The organism is Hymenobacter sp. UYCo722 (assembly GCF_040547115.1).
Taxonomy (GTDB): Bacteria; Bacteroidota; Bacteroidia; order Cytophagales; family Hymenobacteraceae; genus Hymenobacter.
Genome location: NZ_JBEPPC010000002.1, coordinates 362,113 through 378,051 on the forward strand (window position 1 = coordinate 362,113; position 15,939 = coordinate 378,051).

The window sequence follows — 15,939 nt, forward strand, 5'->3', positions numbered from 1 at the left end:
TTCCAACTTCATGAACAAACTGATTACGCTCTGCCTGGCTGCCGCGGTCCTCACGGCCTGCTCTAAAAAAGAAGACCCGCAGCCCGTCGCCCCCGCGCCGGCAGCACAGGCGGAAATGACCCGCACCTTCACCTTCCCGGCCAGCAGTGGCTCCGACTCGGGCCTGACCTACACGCAGCAGTCGATGCGCCTGACCGGCAAGCTGGACGCTATGGCGCTCTCGTTGGGCTTCGATGTGCCCGAGGGCAGCGATTTCATCGGTTTTACGATACCGGCTTCAGCGCTTCCGGCGATGCTGCCGGGTTCGTACCGGCTGCAGGACCGGCAGAACAGCCCCGGCGCGGTAGTCGAAACCCGGTACGCGTATACTATTCTCAACGCCCCTGGTTCCTTCAAAAGCCGGCTCTTTTTCAGTACCACTAACACGATGGTGGGCAAGGTGGTGATTACGGCCTACGACAGCCAGCGCCGGTTGCTGACCGGCTCGTTCGAGATGGCCATGGACGGCGTGCACGACCCGCGCGAGTCGCACCCCGCGCCCGTTCCGCTGCTGTGCAATGTGAAAGTAACGGGCACGTTCGAGAACCTGAAGCTGGAATAGCGGCCGCCGAAAACCCGGGTGGTAATGCCCCGCGCCCACTCCGGCGCGGGGCTTTTTTGCGCCAAATTCGGCCTCGACGGTTAATTTCGACAGAATTAGCCGGACCTTGCGGACGCAATGCCCGCGTGCCGCGCCGTTTCCCCGACCAGAATTCCCATGCTCAAGATAAACAAGCAAGACGCCCTCAACTACCACTCGCAGGAGCCCGCCGGCAAGCTCGAAGTGGTGCCCACCAAGCCCATGAGCACCCAGCTCGACCTCGCGCTGGCCTACTCGCCGGGCGTGGCCGAGCCCTGCAAGGCTATTGCCGCCAATCCCGATGACGTGTATAAGTACACTGCCAAGGGCAACCTGGTAGCCGTGATTTCGAACGGCACGGCGGTGCTGGGCTTGGGCAACATTGGCCCGGCGGCCAGCAAGCCGGTAATGGAAGGCAAGGGCGTGCTGTTCAAGAAGTTTGCGGGTATCGACTGCTTCGATATCGAGATTGATGCCACCGACCCCGACGAGTTTATTCGCATCGTGAAGGCGCTGGAGCCCACGTTTGGCGGCATCAACCTGGAGGACATCAAGGCCCCGGAGTGCTTCCGCATCGAGACGGAGCTGCGCGAGAAGATGAACATCCCGCTGATGCACGACGACCAGCACGGCACGGCCATCATCACGTCGGCAGCGCTGCTGAACGCGCTGGAAGTAGTGGGCAAGAAGATTGACGAAGTGAAGCTGGTGGTGAGCGGCGCGGGCGCGGCGGCCGTGTCGTGCCTGCGCCTGTATCTGGCCTTGGGCCTGAATAAGGACAACGTGGTGGTGTTCGACAAAGACGGCGTCATCAACGAGCAGCGCACCGACTTGGCCCCCATTCAGATGCAGTTTTCCACCCGCCGCGCCGTAACCACGCTGGAGGAAGCCATGACCGGGGCCGACGTATTCCTGGGCCTGTCGGCGGCCAACGTGCTGCCCGCCGGCCTGCTGCTGCTGATGGCCGACAACCCCATCGTGTTCGCCCTGGCCAACCCCGACCCCGAGGTAAGCTACCAGCTGGCCATGGCCACCCGCGACGACTTGGTAATGGCCACCGGCCGCTCCGACCACCCCAACCAGGTGAACAATGTGCTGGGCTTCCCCTACATTTTCCGGGGGGCGCTCGACGTGCGCGCCACCGAAATCAACGAAGCCATGAAGCTGGCCGCCGTGCGCGCCCTGGCCGAGCTGAGCAAGGAGCCCGTGCCCGAAAGCGTGAACAAAGCCTACGGCGACAACACGCTGGGCTTCGGGCGCAATTACCTCATTCCCAAGCCCCTCGACCCGCGTCTGATTACCAGTATCAGCCCGGCGGTGGCCCGCGCGGCCATGGAAAGCGGCGTGGCCCGCCTGCCCATCACCGACTGGACGGCCTACGAGGACCAGCTCCGCGCCCGCCTCGGCGTGAACCAGAAGCTGATGAACCGCATCACTTCGGCGGCCCGCGCCAACCCCAAGCGCGTGGTGTTTGCCGAGGCCGACACCTACAAAATCCTCAAAGCCGCGCAGATTCTGCACGATGAAGGAATCTGCACGCCCATTCTGCTGGGGCCGCAGGAGAAGATTGAGGCCATTGCCCGCGAAAACAGCCTCGACCTCGAAGGTTGTGAAATCATCAACATTCTGAAGCAGGACGCCAAGCGCGACGAGTACGCCAACCTGCTGTACCAGAAGCGCCAGCGCCGGGGCATGACCCTGTACGAAGGCCGCCGCCTGATGCGCGAGCGCAACTACTACGCCGCCATGATGGTGGAGACCGGCGAGGCCGACGCCTGCATTACCGGCCTCACCAAGGACTACGGCAAAAGCATTATCCCGTCGCTGCAGGTCATTGGCACCGAGGACGGCGTGAAGCGCGTCTCGTCGATGTACATCATTCAGCACAAGAAGGGGCCGTACTTTTTTGCCGATACCACGGTGAACATCAACCCGACAGCTGAGGAAATGGTCGAGATTATCGGCCTCACGGCGCGCGCCGTGCGCTTCTTCGACGCGGTGCCGCGCGTGGCGGTTATCAGCTACTCCAACTTCGGTTCGAACGCCGGCCCGCTGCCCGAGAAGACGCGCCGCGCCACCGAGCTGGCCAAAGCCCGCTTCCCCGACCTGCTTATCGACGGCGAGATGCAGGCCAACGTGGCCCTGAGTCCGCAGCTGCTGCAGGAGCACTACGGCTTCTCGCCGCTGGCCGAGAAAGGGGCCAACACCCTGATTTTTCCCAACGTAGAGTCGGGCAACATCGCCTACAAGGTGCTCCAGGAAATCAGCGGTACCGAGGTTATCGGGCCGGTGCTAATGGGCATGCGCAAGCCGGTGCACATTTTGCAGCTCGGGGCGAGCGTGCGCGACATCGTGAACATGGCCGCCATTGCGGTGGTGGATGCCCAGCAGGGCGGCAAGGCGCTGTAAAGCGCTAAGGAACAGCAGCAAGTCATGCTGAGCGAAGCCGAAGCATCTCTACCGCAGCAGTAACTACTTACTCGCGCGGTAGAGATGCTTCGGCTTCGCTCAGCATGACGTTCTTTTTTGCCCGGCCAGCCTTCCCGGTTTCACCCAAAAAATTTGCCTGAAAAGCCAGTAGATTTGGGAGATGAAATCCTGCGAAACGGTGTTAGCCCCGCAGCTTTTCGCTTCTCTCTTTTCCCTGCTCTATGATTGCCTACCTCGACGGTAAACTTGCTTACAAAGACGCTACCCTCGCCATTGTCGACATCCTCGGCGTGGGCTACGAAGTCCGCATCTCGCTGGCCACCTACTCCAAGCTGCCGGCCGAGGGCGCGGCCACCAAAATCTACACCTACCAGCACATCAAGGAAGACGGGCAGACACTGTACGGCTTTCTGGACCCCAGCGAGAAGGCGCTGTTCATGCAGTTGATTTCGGTGTCGGGCATCGGGCCGGGCACGGGTATCGTGATGGTGAGCAGCCTGAGCGTGGGTGAAATTCGCGAGGCCATCGTGAACGAGAACGTGCGTGCTATTCAGGCCATTAAGGGCGTGGGGCCAAAAACTGCCCAGCGCGTGATTCTGGAGCTGAAAGACAAGTTCCGCAAGGACGAGCTGCTGACCAAAGCCGGCGTGGATACTGTGCCGCTCGCCCGCCAGCACAATACGCGCCGCGCCGAAGCGTTGCAAGCCTTGGTGACCCTCGGCTTCGCGCGCGCCGCCGCTGAAAAGCTGCTGGACCAGATTCAGCACAAGCACGGCAGCGAGTTGACCGTGGAGGAATTGATTAAGTTTGCTTTGAAGTCGCACTAAGCCGTGCCGCGAAGTTTTTTCTTCGCGTCGGGTTTGGGCTGGTTCGGGGCGGCTTGCTGCTGAAATTGAAAATGCTGTGCCTGATGCGCGCTGCCTAAGGAGCGCGTGTTCTTACACTTATCTGCTTGAAATCTGGTCAGAAGTTACTTCCCGCATCGGTAATTGTCATGGCGTCGTTGCTGGCGTGGTGGGCCCCGGCTTCGCCGTTGGCGGGGGCGCGCCTGAGCCGGGCGTGGCTGCGCGCCCAGCGCACCCTGGCCCTCGATACCCCGCGCACCGACACCCTCGGCCCCTACCAGCCTAGCCGCCGCCCCCGTGTGCGGTTGCGCGACCGGCCGGGCAGCCCCCTGGGCCAGACGCGGCGGGAGTCGCCCCTGATTTTGCCGCTGCCCAAAAACGTGAAGCTGAGCGTGGCCGTCGATGACAGCCTGAAGCAGTTCGAGGTGCAGGAAAAAGTGGGCAAGGACGTGGACTACCGCGACCCGAGCGTGGTGAGCTACAAGGAGTACGAGGCGTTTCAGCGCCGCCAGGCCATCGGCGACTACTACCGGCAGAAGGCCAAGGGCGGCATCACGGGGGCGGCGGCCAAGCCGGGCTCGCCCCAGGCCCAGCGCCTGATTCCGAAGATTTACCTCGGGCCCATTGCCAACCGCATTTTTGGGGGCAGTTACGTCGACATTCGGCCGGCGGGCGCGGTCACGCTTAAGTTCGGGGCCCGCTTCAACCGCAACGAGAACCCGGCCCTGACCCTGCGCCAGCAGAGTGTGGGCGACTTTTTGTTCGAGCAGAACATCAACGTGAACCTGACCGGGCAGATTGGCACCCGGCTCAAGCTGGTGTTCAACTACGACACCAAGGCTTCGTTCGACTTCGACAACCAAATGAAGTTCGACTTCGCCGGCGACGACAACGACATCGTGCGCAAGGTGGACCTGGGCAACGTGAGCCTGCCGTTGGGCAACTCGCTGGTGCAGGGCGGCCAGAACCTGTTCGGCATCAAAACCCAACTGCAGTTTGGCCGCTTGGGCGTGACGGCCGTGGCCGCCACCGTGCGCGGCACCGCCGACGAGGTGCGCATCCAGAATGGCGCGCAAAGCCGGCAGTACGAGCTGAAAGCCAGCCAGTACGAGCGGGACCGGCACTTCTTTCTGTCGCAGTTTTTTCGCGAAAAGTACGACCAGGCCCTGCGCAACCTGCCCACCATCCAGAGCAACGGCATAACCATCACGCGCCTGGAGGTGTACGTGACCAACGATAACCGCACCACCGAAAGCCTGCGCAACGTGGTGACGCTAATGGACTTGGCCGAGCCCGTGCGCGTGTATCGGAACGAGTTTCTGCCCCTGCGGCCCGCTACCCCGCAAACCCCGGCCGATAACGCGGCCAACCGGGAATACGCGGCGCTGCTGGCCGGCGGGGTCGCGGCCCGCGACAACCTGCAGGTCGACGGCTTTTTGCAAAGCCTTAACCCGGGCTTGGTTAAGAACGTGGACTTTGAGCGGGTGCGGGCCCGCAAGCTCGATGGCCGCGAATTTACCTTCAATGCCCAACTCGGCTACCTGAGCTTGAATACGCCCCTGCTGCCCGACCAGGTGCTAGGCGTGAGCTACACCTACCTCTACAACGGCCAAACCTACAAAGTGGGGGAAACCTCGGACGACTACGGCTCGCTGCCCGCCGACCAGGTGGTGTTTCTGAAAATGCTGCGGGCCAGCAACCCCGGCGTGAACGTGCTGGCGCAGCCCGGCCGGCTCGACCCGCTGAACCTGGGCGTGAGCACCCGCAACACGCCGACCTGGGACCTGATGATGAAAAACATCTATCCCCTGAATGCCTCGCAGCTGAGCCGCGACAACTTCCAGCTGCAAATCATTTACAAGGACGACGCGACGGGTGTCGATTTGGTGTCGCTGAAAGAAGGGGCCCTGCTGCAAAACCGCCCGCTGATTGAGGTGCTCAACCTCGACCACGTGAACCCCAATAACGACCGTAATCCGGACGGCAACTTCGACTTTTTCCCGGGCGTGACGATTGACCCCGAACTGGGCAAAATCATTTTCCCCAACGTGCAGCCCTTCGGCTCCTACCTGCGCACGCAGTTCGATACCACCGGCCGCAAGGGCGGCAACCCGGCCGTGGAGCGCCAGCTGCTGCAGAAATACGTGTACTCGGAGCTGTATAACCAGACCCAGAGCGACGCCCAGCAGCGCCAGGAAAAGGATAAGTTCTACCTGCGCGGGCGCTTCCAGGGTGGGGCGGCATCCGATGAAATCAACCTGCCCGGCATTGGCATTGCCCAGGGCTCGGTGCGGGTGCGCTCGGGCTCAACGCTGCTCACCGAGGGCACCGACTACCAGGTGTTCTACGACCAGGCCAAAGTGAAAATCCTGAACCCGGCCTACCTGAACTCGGCCAACGAGCTGCGGGTCGAATTCGAGAAAAATGCCCTGGTGCAGGTGCAGCCCCGCAAGCTGCTGGGGGCCCGCCTCGACTACCGCCTGAACCGCGACGTAACGCTGGGCGCGACCGCCCTGCACCTGCTCGAAAACCAGGCCCCGGGCATCAACCGCGTGAACGTGGGCGACGAGCCCGGCAACAACACCATCGTGGGCCTCGACGGCAGCATCCGCAAGGACAGCCGGGTGCTGACTAAGTACCTCGACATGCTGCCGTTCGTGTCGACCAAGGAGATTTCGACTTTTGCCTTCAGCGGGGAGTTTGCCAAGCTGCTGCCGGGCCGCTCGCAGCTGGGCAACGGCGAAAACGGGGTGAGCTACATCGACGACTTTGAGAATGCGCGCACGCCCTACACCCTGGGTGGCCTGGCCAGCATTCCGGCCTGGCGACTGGCCAGCACACCGCTGCCCATTGGCGGCAGCAACGCCGTGGGCCTGGCCTACGCCTACCAGCGCGCGCGCCTGGCCTGGTACACCATCGACCAGAGCTACTACACCGGCGGCCCCAATGTGCCGGCCAACATCGGCGCGGCCGACCTCATCAACCACTACGTGCGCGGGGTGAAGCGCGACGAGGTGTTCCCCAACAAAGACCTGGGCTCGACGGGCAACGGCTACGAGTACACCTTCGACATGGCCTACTACCCGCAGGAGCGCGGGCCCTACAACTACAACCCCCGCATCGACGCGGCCGGCAAGAAGTTTGCTGCCGGCGAGCGGCCGCAGGACAAGTTCGGCGGCGTGAGCCGAGCCATCACCTTCGATACCGATTTCGACAACGCCAACATTGAGTACCTGGAATTCTGGATGCTCGACCCGTTCATCAGCACGCCCAACGGCGTGGTGCTCGACCCCGACAACCCCACGCCCAAGTTCAATACCACCGGGGGTGACCTGGTCATCAACCTGGGCAACGTGAGCGAGGACGTGCTGAAGGACCAGAACCAGCACGAGTTCGAGAACGGCCTGCCCACGACCAACGACCCGGTAGACGTGGCCAACAACACCAACCCGACGGCCTTCGGCCGCGTCACGAAGCAGCAGTTCCTCACCGATGCCTTCAATGCTGCCCCCGGGGCCCGGGCGGCCCAGGACGTGGGCCTCGACGGGGTGAGCGACAACAACGAGCGCCAGCAGGCGCAGTATGGTGCGCCCTATGTGGGCCTGCCCGACCCCTCGGCCGACAACTTCCGCCACCACCTCGACCCCAGCTACGACGCGGCCAACACCAAGCTGCTGGGCCGCTACAAGAACTACAATGGCTACGACGGCAACTCCCCGGAGAACAGCCAGCTGAGCTCGACGGCCTACCCCGACAAGGAGGACCTGAACCGCGACAACGTGGTGCAGGACGTGGAGCGCTACTACGAGTACAAGATGAGCCTGAAGCCCGGCGGGCTCGAAATCGGCTCGAACTACATCATCGATAAGGTGACGACCACGCCCATCGAAGGCTCGGGGGAGCGCGTGAACTGGTACCAGTTCCGCATTCCGATTCGGGAGCGCTACAACGCCATTCGCGGCAACAACGGCCAGCCATTCGGCTTCAAGTCCATCCGCTTTCTGCGCATGTACATGACCGGCTGGCAGGAGCCGGTGGTGGTGCGCCTGGTGCAGCCCCAGTTCGTGGCCAACCAGTGGCGCCGCTTTCTGTACCCGCTCGTCGACTCGCGCCAGGGCAACGTGCCGCCCCAGGGCTCGCTAACCGATGCCGATGCCTTCAGCATTTCCACGGTGAGCGTGGAGGAGAACGGCGTGGCCGCCGGCGGGGGCATCCCCTACGTGTCGCCGCCCGGCATCAAGCGCGACCAGGAGTACGGCAGCAGCAGCACCTCGCGCCTGCAAAACGAGCAGAGCCTGCGCCTGAGCGTGCTGAACCTGCGCGACGGCTTCGCCAAGGCCGCCTACAAGAACATCACCATCAACCTGCTGCGCTACAAGCGCCTGCGCCTGTACCTGCACGGCGATACCGACGACCCCTCTACCAAGGACGGCGAAACCCGCGCCTTTTTGCGCATCGGCACCGACTACACCCAGAACTACTACGAATACTCGCTGCCCCTGAAGCTGACCACCACCGGCACCACGCCCGACGCCGTGTGGCCCGAGGAAAACCGCATTGACGTGTCCTTCCAGGACTTTATCGACGCCAAGGCCAAGCGCAACCAGCAGCCGGGCGGGCTCAACCTGCTCACGCCCTACACCGTGAACCTGCCCAACGGGGCCAGTATCACCGTTGTGGGCAACCCCGATTTCTCGGCCGTGCAGGGCGTGATGCTGGGTATTCTGAACCCAACCGGCGGCTCCGACCCGTCGGCCTCGCCCAAAACGGTGAGCCTGTGGGCCGATGAGTTCCGGGTGTTTGACTTCGAGCAACAGGCCGGCTACGCCGCCACCGCCCGCCTGAACGTGAAGCTGGCCGACGTGGCCAACGTGACGGCTACCGGCAGCTTCACGAGCGTGGGCTTCGGCGGCCTGCAGGACAAGGTGCAGCAGCGCTCCATCGACGACGTATTTCGGGGCGATTTGAACACCACCGTGGCCGTGGATAAGTTTCTGCCGCCGCAGCTGGGCCTGCGCGTGCCGGTGCTGCTGCAGGTGGGCCGCGAAACCCGCTCGCCCCTCTACGACCCGCTCGACCCCGACACCAAACTCGAGCAAAGCCTGCAGAAGTTCAAGGACCCCATCTCGGGCGAAGTAAATACCGCCGCCCAGGCCGAGTACCGCCGCAAGGTCATCGACCAGACTACCAGCCGCAGCATTTCGGTGCTGAACGTGCGCAAGGAGCGCGGCCTGCCCAAGCCCGGGGCCCAGCCCAGCGTGCCCAAACCCTGGGACGTGGAAAACCTGGCCCTGAGCTTCTCGCTCACCGACCGCCTGCACTCCGACATTCGCACCGACCGCGACTACACCAAGTCGTACACCGCCGCCGTGGCCTACGTGTACCAGACCACGCCCAAGAACTACGAGCCGTTCGCCAAAATCAAGGCCCTCGACAATCCCTACCTGAAGATTTTCCAGCAGATTAACTTCACGCCGCTGCCCTCGCGCTTCTCGTTCCGCACCGACATCGACCGGCGCTACAACGAGCGGTTCCTGCAGCGGGTGCTGAACCCCGGCGAGCTGCCCAGCACGTCCGGCATCGCGCCGATTATCCAGAAATCGTTCTACATCAGCCGCATCTACGACCTGAAGTGGGACCTGACCAAGAGCCTGATTTTCGACTACACCGCCAATAACCGGGGCGTGGTCGACGAAGGCCGGGGACGTACCATCGGCGTGAGCCAGGAAGCCATCGACAACCGCAACGATTTGCAGCGCAACCTGCTGCGCGGCGGCCGCACCGTCAACTTCAACCAGGTGGCGGCGTTGACTTACCGCCTGCCGCTCGATAAATTCCCGCTCACCGACTGGCTGAGCGCCGATGCCCGCTACGCGGCTACCTACAACTGGCAGGCCTCGTCGACCCTGATGAACGTGCCTGTGAACCCGGTGCCCAACGGCGACCCCGAGCACGACCAAGCTACCGTGGACGTGAACCTAGGTAATACCGTGCAGAACAACGCCGAATTAAGCGCCAACGGCAAGATTGACCTGGTGAAGCTTTACAACAAGGTGAAGTTTCTCAACATCATCAACAACGCCCCGCCGCCCACCGGCCGGCCGCGCAGCGTCGCCGTCGACCTGTTGAATCCTGCCCGCCCCGACGACCTCGAAAGCCGCAACCGCAAGCCCGCCGCCGCCGATACGACCCGCGAGAAATACCGCTTCGTGAAAGCCGTGCTGCGCGGGCTGATGACGGCCCGCTCCATCAACTTCACCTACGTGCGGGCCAACGGTACGCTGCTGCCCGGCTACCTGCCCAAAACCGCCCTCTTCGGCTTCGATAGGGGCTTCACGGCCCCGGGCCTGCCCTTCATCGTGGGCCGGCAGTACGACCTGAACCAGCTGTATGATATTGCCGACAGCCGCGGTTGGTACACCCAAAGCAGCGAGTACCTGAACACGGCCCTGAGCAACCTGCTCACCGAAAACCTGACCCTGCGCACCGCCCTGGAACCCATTCGCGGCTTCAACATTCAGGTGGATGCGCGCCGGCAGCTGGCCCGCAACCAGCAGGTGTACTACCGCAACCTGCTCGACTCGGTAACTTTGCAGCCGAAGTTTGACACGCAGGGCCGCCATATTTTAGCCCAACACCCGCTGCTGGGCAGCGGCTCGTTCCAGACCTCTACCGTCACCATCCAGACGCTGTTTGGCGACCTTGGGGCCAATGGTGAAATGTCGAAAGCATTCAACCAATTCGTGAAGAACCGCGCCATCGTGCGCGACAAGCTCGTTGCCGCCAACCCAAACAGTACGGCTGCTACGCCTGGCTATACCTTTAACTCGCAGGATGTCCTGATTCAGAGTTTTACCGATGCCTATCATGGCCGCTCCTCCGACGGCTACACGGCCAAGAAGTTCAACCCCTTCAGCATGCTGCCGCTGCCCAACTGGCGCGTCGACTACAATGGCTTTGCCGACCTGCCCCTCATTAAGCGCTACTTCTCGTCGTTCACGCTCAACCACGCCTACGCTTCTACCTACAGCATCGGCAGCTACAATACGGCTACGACCTACCCGGTCGAGCCCAATTTCCCTGACCAGATTAGCGCTAGCAACCGCCAGTTCATCCCGTATTACGTGGTGGGCCAGGTAAGCATTGCCGAGCGGCTGGCCCCGCTCATCGGGGTCAATTTCCAGACGATTAGCCGGGCCACCGGCCGCCTCGAATACCGCACCGACCGCACCGTGGTGCTGAACGTGACCAACGCCCAGGTGACCGAGCTCTACACCAACGAAATCGTGGTGGGCTTCGGCTACGCCACCAACAGCCTGAAGCTGCCCTTCCGCGTCGGCGGCGAGCAGCGGGTGCTCAAAAACAACCTCACCGCCCGCCTCGACCTCAGCATCCGCGACAACATCACCATTCAGCGTAGCATCATCAACATCGTCGAGGCCGGCAATACCCAGGGCGCGGCCCCTTTCGAAGGCAATGCCCTGGGGCAGATTACCAACGGCAACAAAACCTTCCAGCTGCGCCCCACCATCGACTACCTGCTCAATACCCGCCTCAACCTGCAGCTCTACTACAGCCAGACCGTGACCACGCCGCGCATCAGCAATGCCTTCCGCAACACGGCTTCCGAAGGCGGCATGCAGCTGCGCTACAGCCTCACGCAGTAGGAGTTAAGAGTTATAAGTTAAGCGTTAAGAGTTGGAAGGTCAAACGTTAGCCAGGTATTTTGGCCGTGTCCCGTTATTTGGTTCTTACTTTTGAGTCTGAGCCGATGGCCACCACGCCAACTCTTAACCCCCAACTCCTAACGCTTAACTCTTTATGAACCTGCCCGCCACCCTGCACTACACCAAAGACCACGAATGGATTCGCGTTGAAGGCGACGTCGCCTACGTGGGCATCACCGACCACGCGCAGAAAGAGCTGGGCGACATTGTGTACGTCGATATCGATACCCTCGATAAGGAGGTGGCCCGGCACGACGTATTCGGCACGGTAGAAGCCGTGAAAACTGTTTCCGACCTGTTCAGCCCCATCACCGGCACCGTGCTCGAAGTGAACCAAAAGCTGGCCGACGCCCCCGAAACCGTAAACTCCGACCCCTACGGCGACGGCTGGATGGTAAAAATCGCCATCGCCAACCCCGAGGAGCTCGCCGACCTTCTCACGGCCGAAACCTATGGCGAGCTGGTGGGCGCGTAAATTGTAGCACGGCTTTGGCTTGTGCGCCGCGATGTTTATGCTTTCGCCGACCCCGCCCAAGTTGCCGCCGCCCGCGCCCGCCCCGCGCCCCTACGCGGCCTTGCCGCTGCTATGGGCCGCTCTGGTGCTGGTGCTCACGCTCACCCCTTCCGATGAAATGCCGCGCACGCCCGTGTGGGAGCTGTTGTCGTTCGACACGGCCGCCCACGCGGGCGTGTTCTTCGTGCTGGCCGGCCTGAGCGGGTTTTCGATGCGCCGCCAGCGTCGTTGGCCCTGGCTGGCGGCCCACGTCGGCGCGGTAGTGCTCGTGGGCAGCCTGCTGTTTGGGGCCCTCATCGAAATGCTGCAGATGACCATGCGCCTCGGCCGCCACGGCGAATGGTCGGACCTGCTGAGCGACGGCCTGGGCGCGGCGCTGGCCGTGGGGCTGGCCCCGGTTTGGGCCGCCCGCATTGCTCGCCGCTACCCACCGGTTGCGTCCGTTGCGGCCCTGCTGCTGGCCGCCGCGGCGCTATTGCCCGCCCCGGCGCAGGCCCAGAACCAAATGCGGGCGAAGCGCACCATCAAAACGCTGGCTTCGTCTAAAATGCACGGCCGGGGCTACGTGCTGCAAGGCGAGCACCTGGCCGCCGCCTATCTCCGCCAGCGCTTTGAGGACCTGAAACTCGAACCGCTGGCTCCCAGCTACACCCAACCATTTGCCCTGGATGTGAATACCTTCCCGGGGGGCGTGGCGGCTTCCATCCGGGCCGAGGGTGGGGGGCAGGGGTGGGGCTGGCCCGCCGGCACGGCCTGCATCGCGGCCCCCAACTCGGCCGCCGGCAACGTGAAAGCCCGCCTGCTCCTGCTCGATACGCTGGTGTTCACCCAACCCACCGTGCGGGCCCGCTACCTGCGCACCGCCTGGCCGCAGCGCGTGCTGCTGCTGCGCGCCGCCGATGCGGCTCGCCTCGCCCAGTTTCCGGCCCTGCGCGAGCGTCTCAATAACGCCGCCGCCTGGATTACCGTGGTGCCCAAGCTCACGGCCTCGCTGGCCGCCGAGCAGGCCCCCCAGCCCCGCGTGGAGGTGCTGGCCAGCAAAGTGCCGCTGTGGCTCGATAAAGCCATTTTCGGGGATACTGCCACCGATACTCCCAAGGGCCGCACCGTGTGGGCTACCGTGCGCGTAGGGGCCCTGCTTTTGCGCCGCTACCAAACGCAGAACTTGGCCGCCGTGGTGCGCGGCACCGTGCGCCCCGATTCGTTCCTGGTCGTATCAGCTCACTACGACCACCTGGGCATGATGGGCCCGCACGTGTACTTCCCCGGGGCCAACGACAACGCCAGCGGCGTGGCCCTGCTGCTGGAGCTGGCCGCCCACTATGCCCGGCCCGAAAACCGCCCCGCCTATTCCGTCGTCTTCCTGCTTTTCGGGGCCGAAGAGGCCGGCCTGGTCGGCTCCGAATACTTTGTGAAGCACCCACTCGTGCCGCTCCGGCGCATCAAGTTTCTGATGAACCTGGACCTGCTCGGTACCGGCGAAAAAGGGGCTACCGTCGTCAATGGCCGCGTATTCGAAAGCGCTTACCATCGCCTCACCGCCCTCAACGACGCGCACCATTACCTGTCCGCCTTGGGGGCACGCGGCCGCGCCGCCAACTCCGACCATTTCCCGTTTTCTGAGGCCGGGGTGCCCGCCTTCTTCCTCTATACGCGCGGCGGCAGCGCCGCCTACCACGACGTGAACGACCGGCCCAAAGCCCTGTCGTTGGTCGGCTTCAATGGGGCCTACGGGCTGGTGCGCGATTTCCTGAACGAGCTGGGCGCGGCCCCGGCCCAGCGATAGGGGAGAGGCATAGCCGTACGAGTAAATACACATAAAAAAGCGGTAGCCGAACCGAAGTTCAACTACCGCTTTCCTGTGTAGAGTTGCTTCTGTGGCTTAGCCTTTGGCTTTCAGCGAGAGCATGATTTGCTTAGCGATGGGCTCCCACTCGGGCTTCTGGCGGTCGGCGCAGTTAAAGGTGCAAATCATCAGCTTGCCTTCTACATCGGTGAAAAACACCAGCGTGTATACTTCGTGGCCCATTTCGGGCTTCATGAATTCGAGGTAGCCAACCTTGCGGTTGTTAATGTTTTTCACACCGTCGCCGAACCAGGTGGCTTCTTTGTACTGCTTGTGGTAAGTCTTGCCAAATGAAGCCGCGTACACGTCCACCATGTCCTGGTCGGCGTCGTTGTCGCTGTAATTGAAGGCCAGGCTGATGAGGTTGTTGTTGGTGAAGATAACGCTGGGGCGGCTCTGCGCCTTGGCATAGGCGAAGTCCATCTGCTGCTCGGTCATTACTTCGAAACCCTTGGGAATCAGAATTTCAACCCGCTCGCTGAGTACGCGCTTCTTCACCAGCTCAATCTCGGACAACGGCCGGGCAGCCGTCAGAAAGAGGCCCAAAATGCAAAGTAGTAGTGTAGATTTCATACTAATGGGGATAAGAAGTGGGGTAGTAAAAGCTGTTTTCGGGTAGCCAAGTTAGATACAATATTCAATAATCCAACTTTCTGGTTACAAATATTGCGAATTATTTTTCCCTGGCCAAGTTACCATCCGATTACGGAGTAATAATGGCTTAATAATCGGTAGGTTGGATAACTAATCAAAAACGTGCCATAATATGAATTCGGAGGTGATGGGTTTGAAATAAAAATTGTTTCGCAATCAGATTTATTGTTTTAATGCAATTTTACTGCCTGGATTTTCGATGAACGGCGGGAATTTCACGGCGAATGGTGCCTACTTTCCCTAACGGGAAGCAGGCGGTTATAAAATATTGTTGAGCTGCTCTTTAATCTTTTCCAATTCTTCCTTCATACCTACCACCAGATGCTGCACGGTAGCATCGTTGGCCTTAGAGCCGATGGTGTTGATTTCGCGGCCTATTTCCTGGGCCAGGAAGCCCAGTTTCTTACCTACGGCCTCGTCGGGCTGGTGGATTGCCTGCTCGAAGTACGCCAGGTGAGCCGCCAGACGCACTTTCTCCTCGGCAATATCGAGCTTCTCTATATAGTATAACACCTCCTGCTCGAAGCGGGTGGCGTTGAACTGCTCGTGGCTGGTGAGCTCGGCGAGATGGCCGGCCAGGCGCTGGCGCACGTGCTCGATACGGGCCGGGTCGTGCTGCTCGACGTGGGCCAGCTGCTGGCGGATGGTGGCGATGTAGCCCAGAATTTCGGTGGTCAGGGTCTGGCCTTCGTCGTGGCGGAACTGTTGCATGGCAGCCAGGGCCTCGGTGAGCAGGGGCTGCAGCTCGGGCCAGGTAATTTCTTCGGCGGCGGGTTCGGCCTCGCGCAGCTCGGTGGCGCTGGGGATGACGCCGGGCAGGCGCAGGGCCGCCAGCAAGGTGGCCTCGGTGGCGACCAGGCCCAGGCCCTGGGCCACGGCCTGCAGCTCGTGGTAGGCGGCGAGCAGGGCTTCGCGGTTGAGGCTGGCGGCGGCGCGGGTGGCGGCGGGGCGGGCAAATTCGAGGTTGAGGTTGACTTTGCCGCGCAACAGTGCTTTGGTAACGGTGTTGCGGATTTCGAGCTCGTGGGGCATCAGGAAGCGCGGCAGGCGCAGCGTCAGGTCCATGGTTTTGGAATTGACGGAGCGGAGCTCGACGGTGGCGGCGTAGGTATCGGTTTCGCGGTGGGCCTGGCCGAAGCCGGTCATGGAAAGCAGCATGGGGGAGGGAATGAGTTCGGATGAGGTAGCGCAAAGGTCGCACGCGCGGGCTGCCTGCCGCCGGCACCGGGGGCCGCCCCGCCAAAAAGGCCGCAAAAGTAGGGGCTTTCAGGTAGTGCCGAAACCCGGGTTGAGGAGCGTAACAA

At 62.3% G+C, this 15,939-nt stretch carries 8 protein-coding genes; 6 read left to right on the plus strand and 2 right to left on the minus strand.

Annotated features, from left to right (window positions below; genetic code table 11):
• Positions 1–10: 10 nt before the first annotated feature.
• The 6 genes from ABIB44_RS07370 to ABIB44_RS07395 all read left to right on the plus strand — a co-directional run bounded on the left by ABIB44_RS07370 (position 11) and on the right by ABIB44_RS07395 (position 13,921).
• A complete protein-coding gene (locus ABIB44_RS07370) occupies positions 11–601 on the plus strand; it encodes a hypothetical protein (RefSeq protein ID WP_354583988.1) in 591 nt (196 codons plus the stop codon).
• 156 nt (positions 602–757) lie between these two features.
• Entirely contained in the window at positions 758–3,028 is a 2,271-nt protein-coding gene (locus ABIB44_RS07375) for an NADP-dependent malic enzyme (RefSeq protein WP_354583989.1), read from the plus strand.
• Between the two features lie 242 nt (positions 3,029–3,270).
• Positions 3,271–3,876 carry a Holliday junction branch migration protein RuvA gene (gene ruvA / locus ABIB44_RS07380; protein WP_354583990.1) on the plus strand — a complete coding sequence of 202 codons (606 nt, stop codon included), beginning with the start codon at positions 3,271–3,273 and terminating at the stop codon, positions 3,874–3,876.
• A gap of 167 nt (positions 3,877–4,043) precedes the next feature.
• Positions 4,044–11,561, plus strand: a complete 7,518-nt coding sequence (sov, locus tag ABIB44_RS07385; RefSeq protein WP_354583991.1) for a T9SS outer membrane translocon Sov/SprA — start codon at positions 4,044–4,046, stop codon at positions 11,559–11,561.
• Between the two features lie 154 nt (positions 11,562–11,715).
• Positions 11,716–12,096, plus strand: coding sequence for a glycine cleavage system protein GcvH (gcvH, locus tag ABIB44_RS07390; RefSeq protein ID WP_354583992.1), 381 nt, complete (start codon positions 11,716–11,718; stop codon positions 12,094–12,096).
• A gap of 37 nt (positions 12,097–12,133) precedes the next feature.
• Positions 12,134–13,921: a VanZ family protein gene (locus tag ABIB44_RS07395; protein WP_354583993.1), complete on the plus strand. Its 1,788-nt coding sequence runs from the start codon at positions 12,134–12,136 to the stop codon at positions 13,919–13,921.
• Between the two features lie 96 nt (positions 13,922–14,017).
• Here the strand turns inward: ABIB44_RS07395 and ABIB44_RS07400 are convergent, their stop codons facing one another.
• Together ABIB44_RS07400 and ABIB44_RS07405 are read right to left on the minus strand one after the other, a co-directional pair.
• Positions 14,018–14,554, minus strand: coding sequence for a hypothetical protein (locus ABIB44_RS07400; RefSeq protein WP_354583994.1), 537 nt, complete (start codon positions 14,552–14,554; stop codon positions 14,018–14,020).
• A 339-nt stretch (positions 14,555–14,893) separates the two neighbouring features.
• Positions 14,894–15,793 (minus strand): YicC/YloC family endoribonuclease, encoded by a 900-nt coding sequence (locus tag ABIB44_RS07405; RefSeq protein ID WP_354583995.1) that lies wholly within the window; start codon positions 15,791–15,793, stop codon positions 14,894–14,896.
• Between the last annotated feature and the right edge of the window lie 146 nt (positions 15,794–15,939).

Bases quoted from the DNA above. Each gene is read 5' to 3' on its own strand.
- ABIB44_RS07400 (WP_354583994.1), bottom strand. From the start codon at position 14,554: ATGAAATCTACACTACTACTTTGCATTTTGGGCCTCTTTCTGACGGCT.
- sov (WP_354583991.1), top strand. From the start codon at position 4,044: ATGGCGTCGTTGCTGGCGTGGTGGGCCCCGGCTTCGCCGTTGGCGGGG.
- ABIB44_RS07370 (WP_354583988.1), top strand. From the start codon at position 11: ATGAACAAACTGATTACGCTCTGCCTGGCTGCCGCGGTCCTCACGGCC.
- ABIB44_RS07375 (WP_354583989.1), top strand. From the start codon at position 758: ATGCTCAAGATAAACAAGCAAGACGCCCTCAACTACCACTCGCAGGAG.
- ruvA (WP_354583990.1), top strand. From the start codon at position 3,271: ATGATTGCCTACCTCGACGGTAAACTTGCTTACAAAGACGCTACCCTC.
- gcvH (WP_354583992.1), top strand. From the start codon at position 11,716: ATGAACCTGCCCGCCACCCTGCACTACACCAAAGACCACGAATGGATT.
- ABIB44_RS07405 (WP_354583995.1), bottom strand. From the start codon at position 15,793: ATGCTGCTTTCCATGACCGGCTTCGGCCAGGCCCACCGCGAAACCGAT.
- ABIB44_RS07395 (WP_354583993.1), top strand. From the start codon at position 12,134: ATGCTTTCGCCGACCCCGCCCAAGTTGCCGCCGCCCGCGCCCGCCCCG.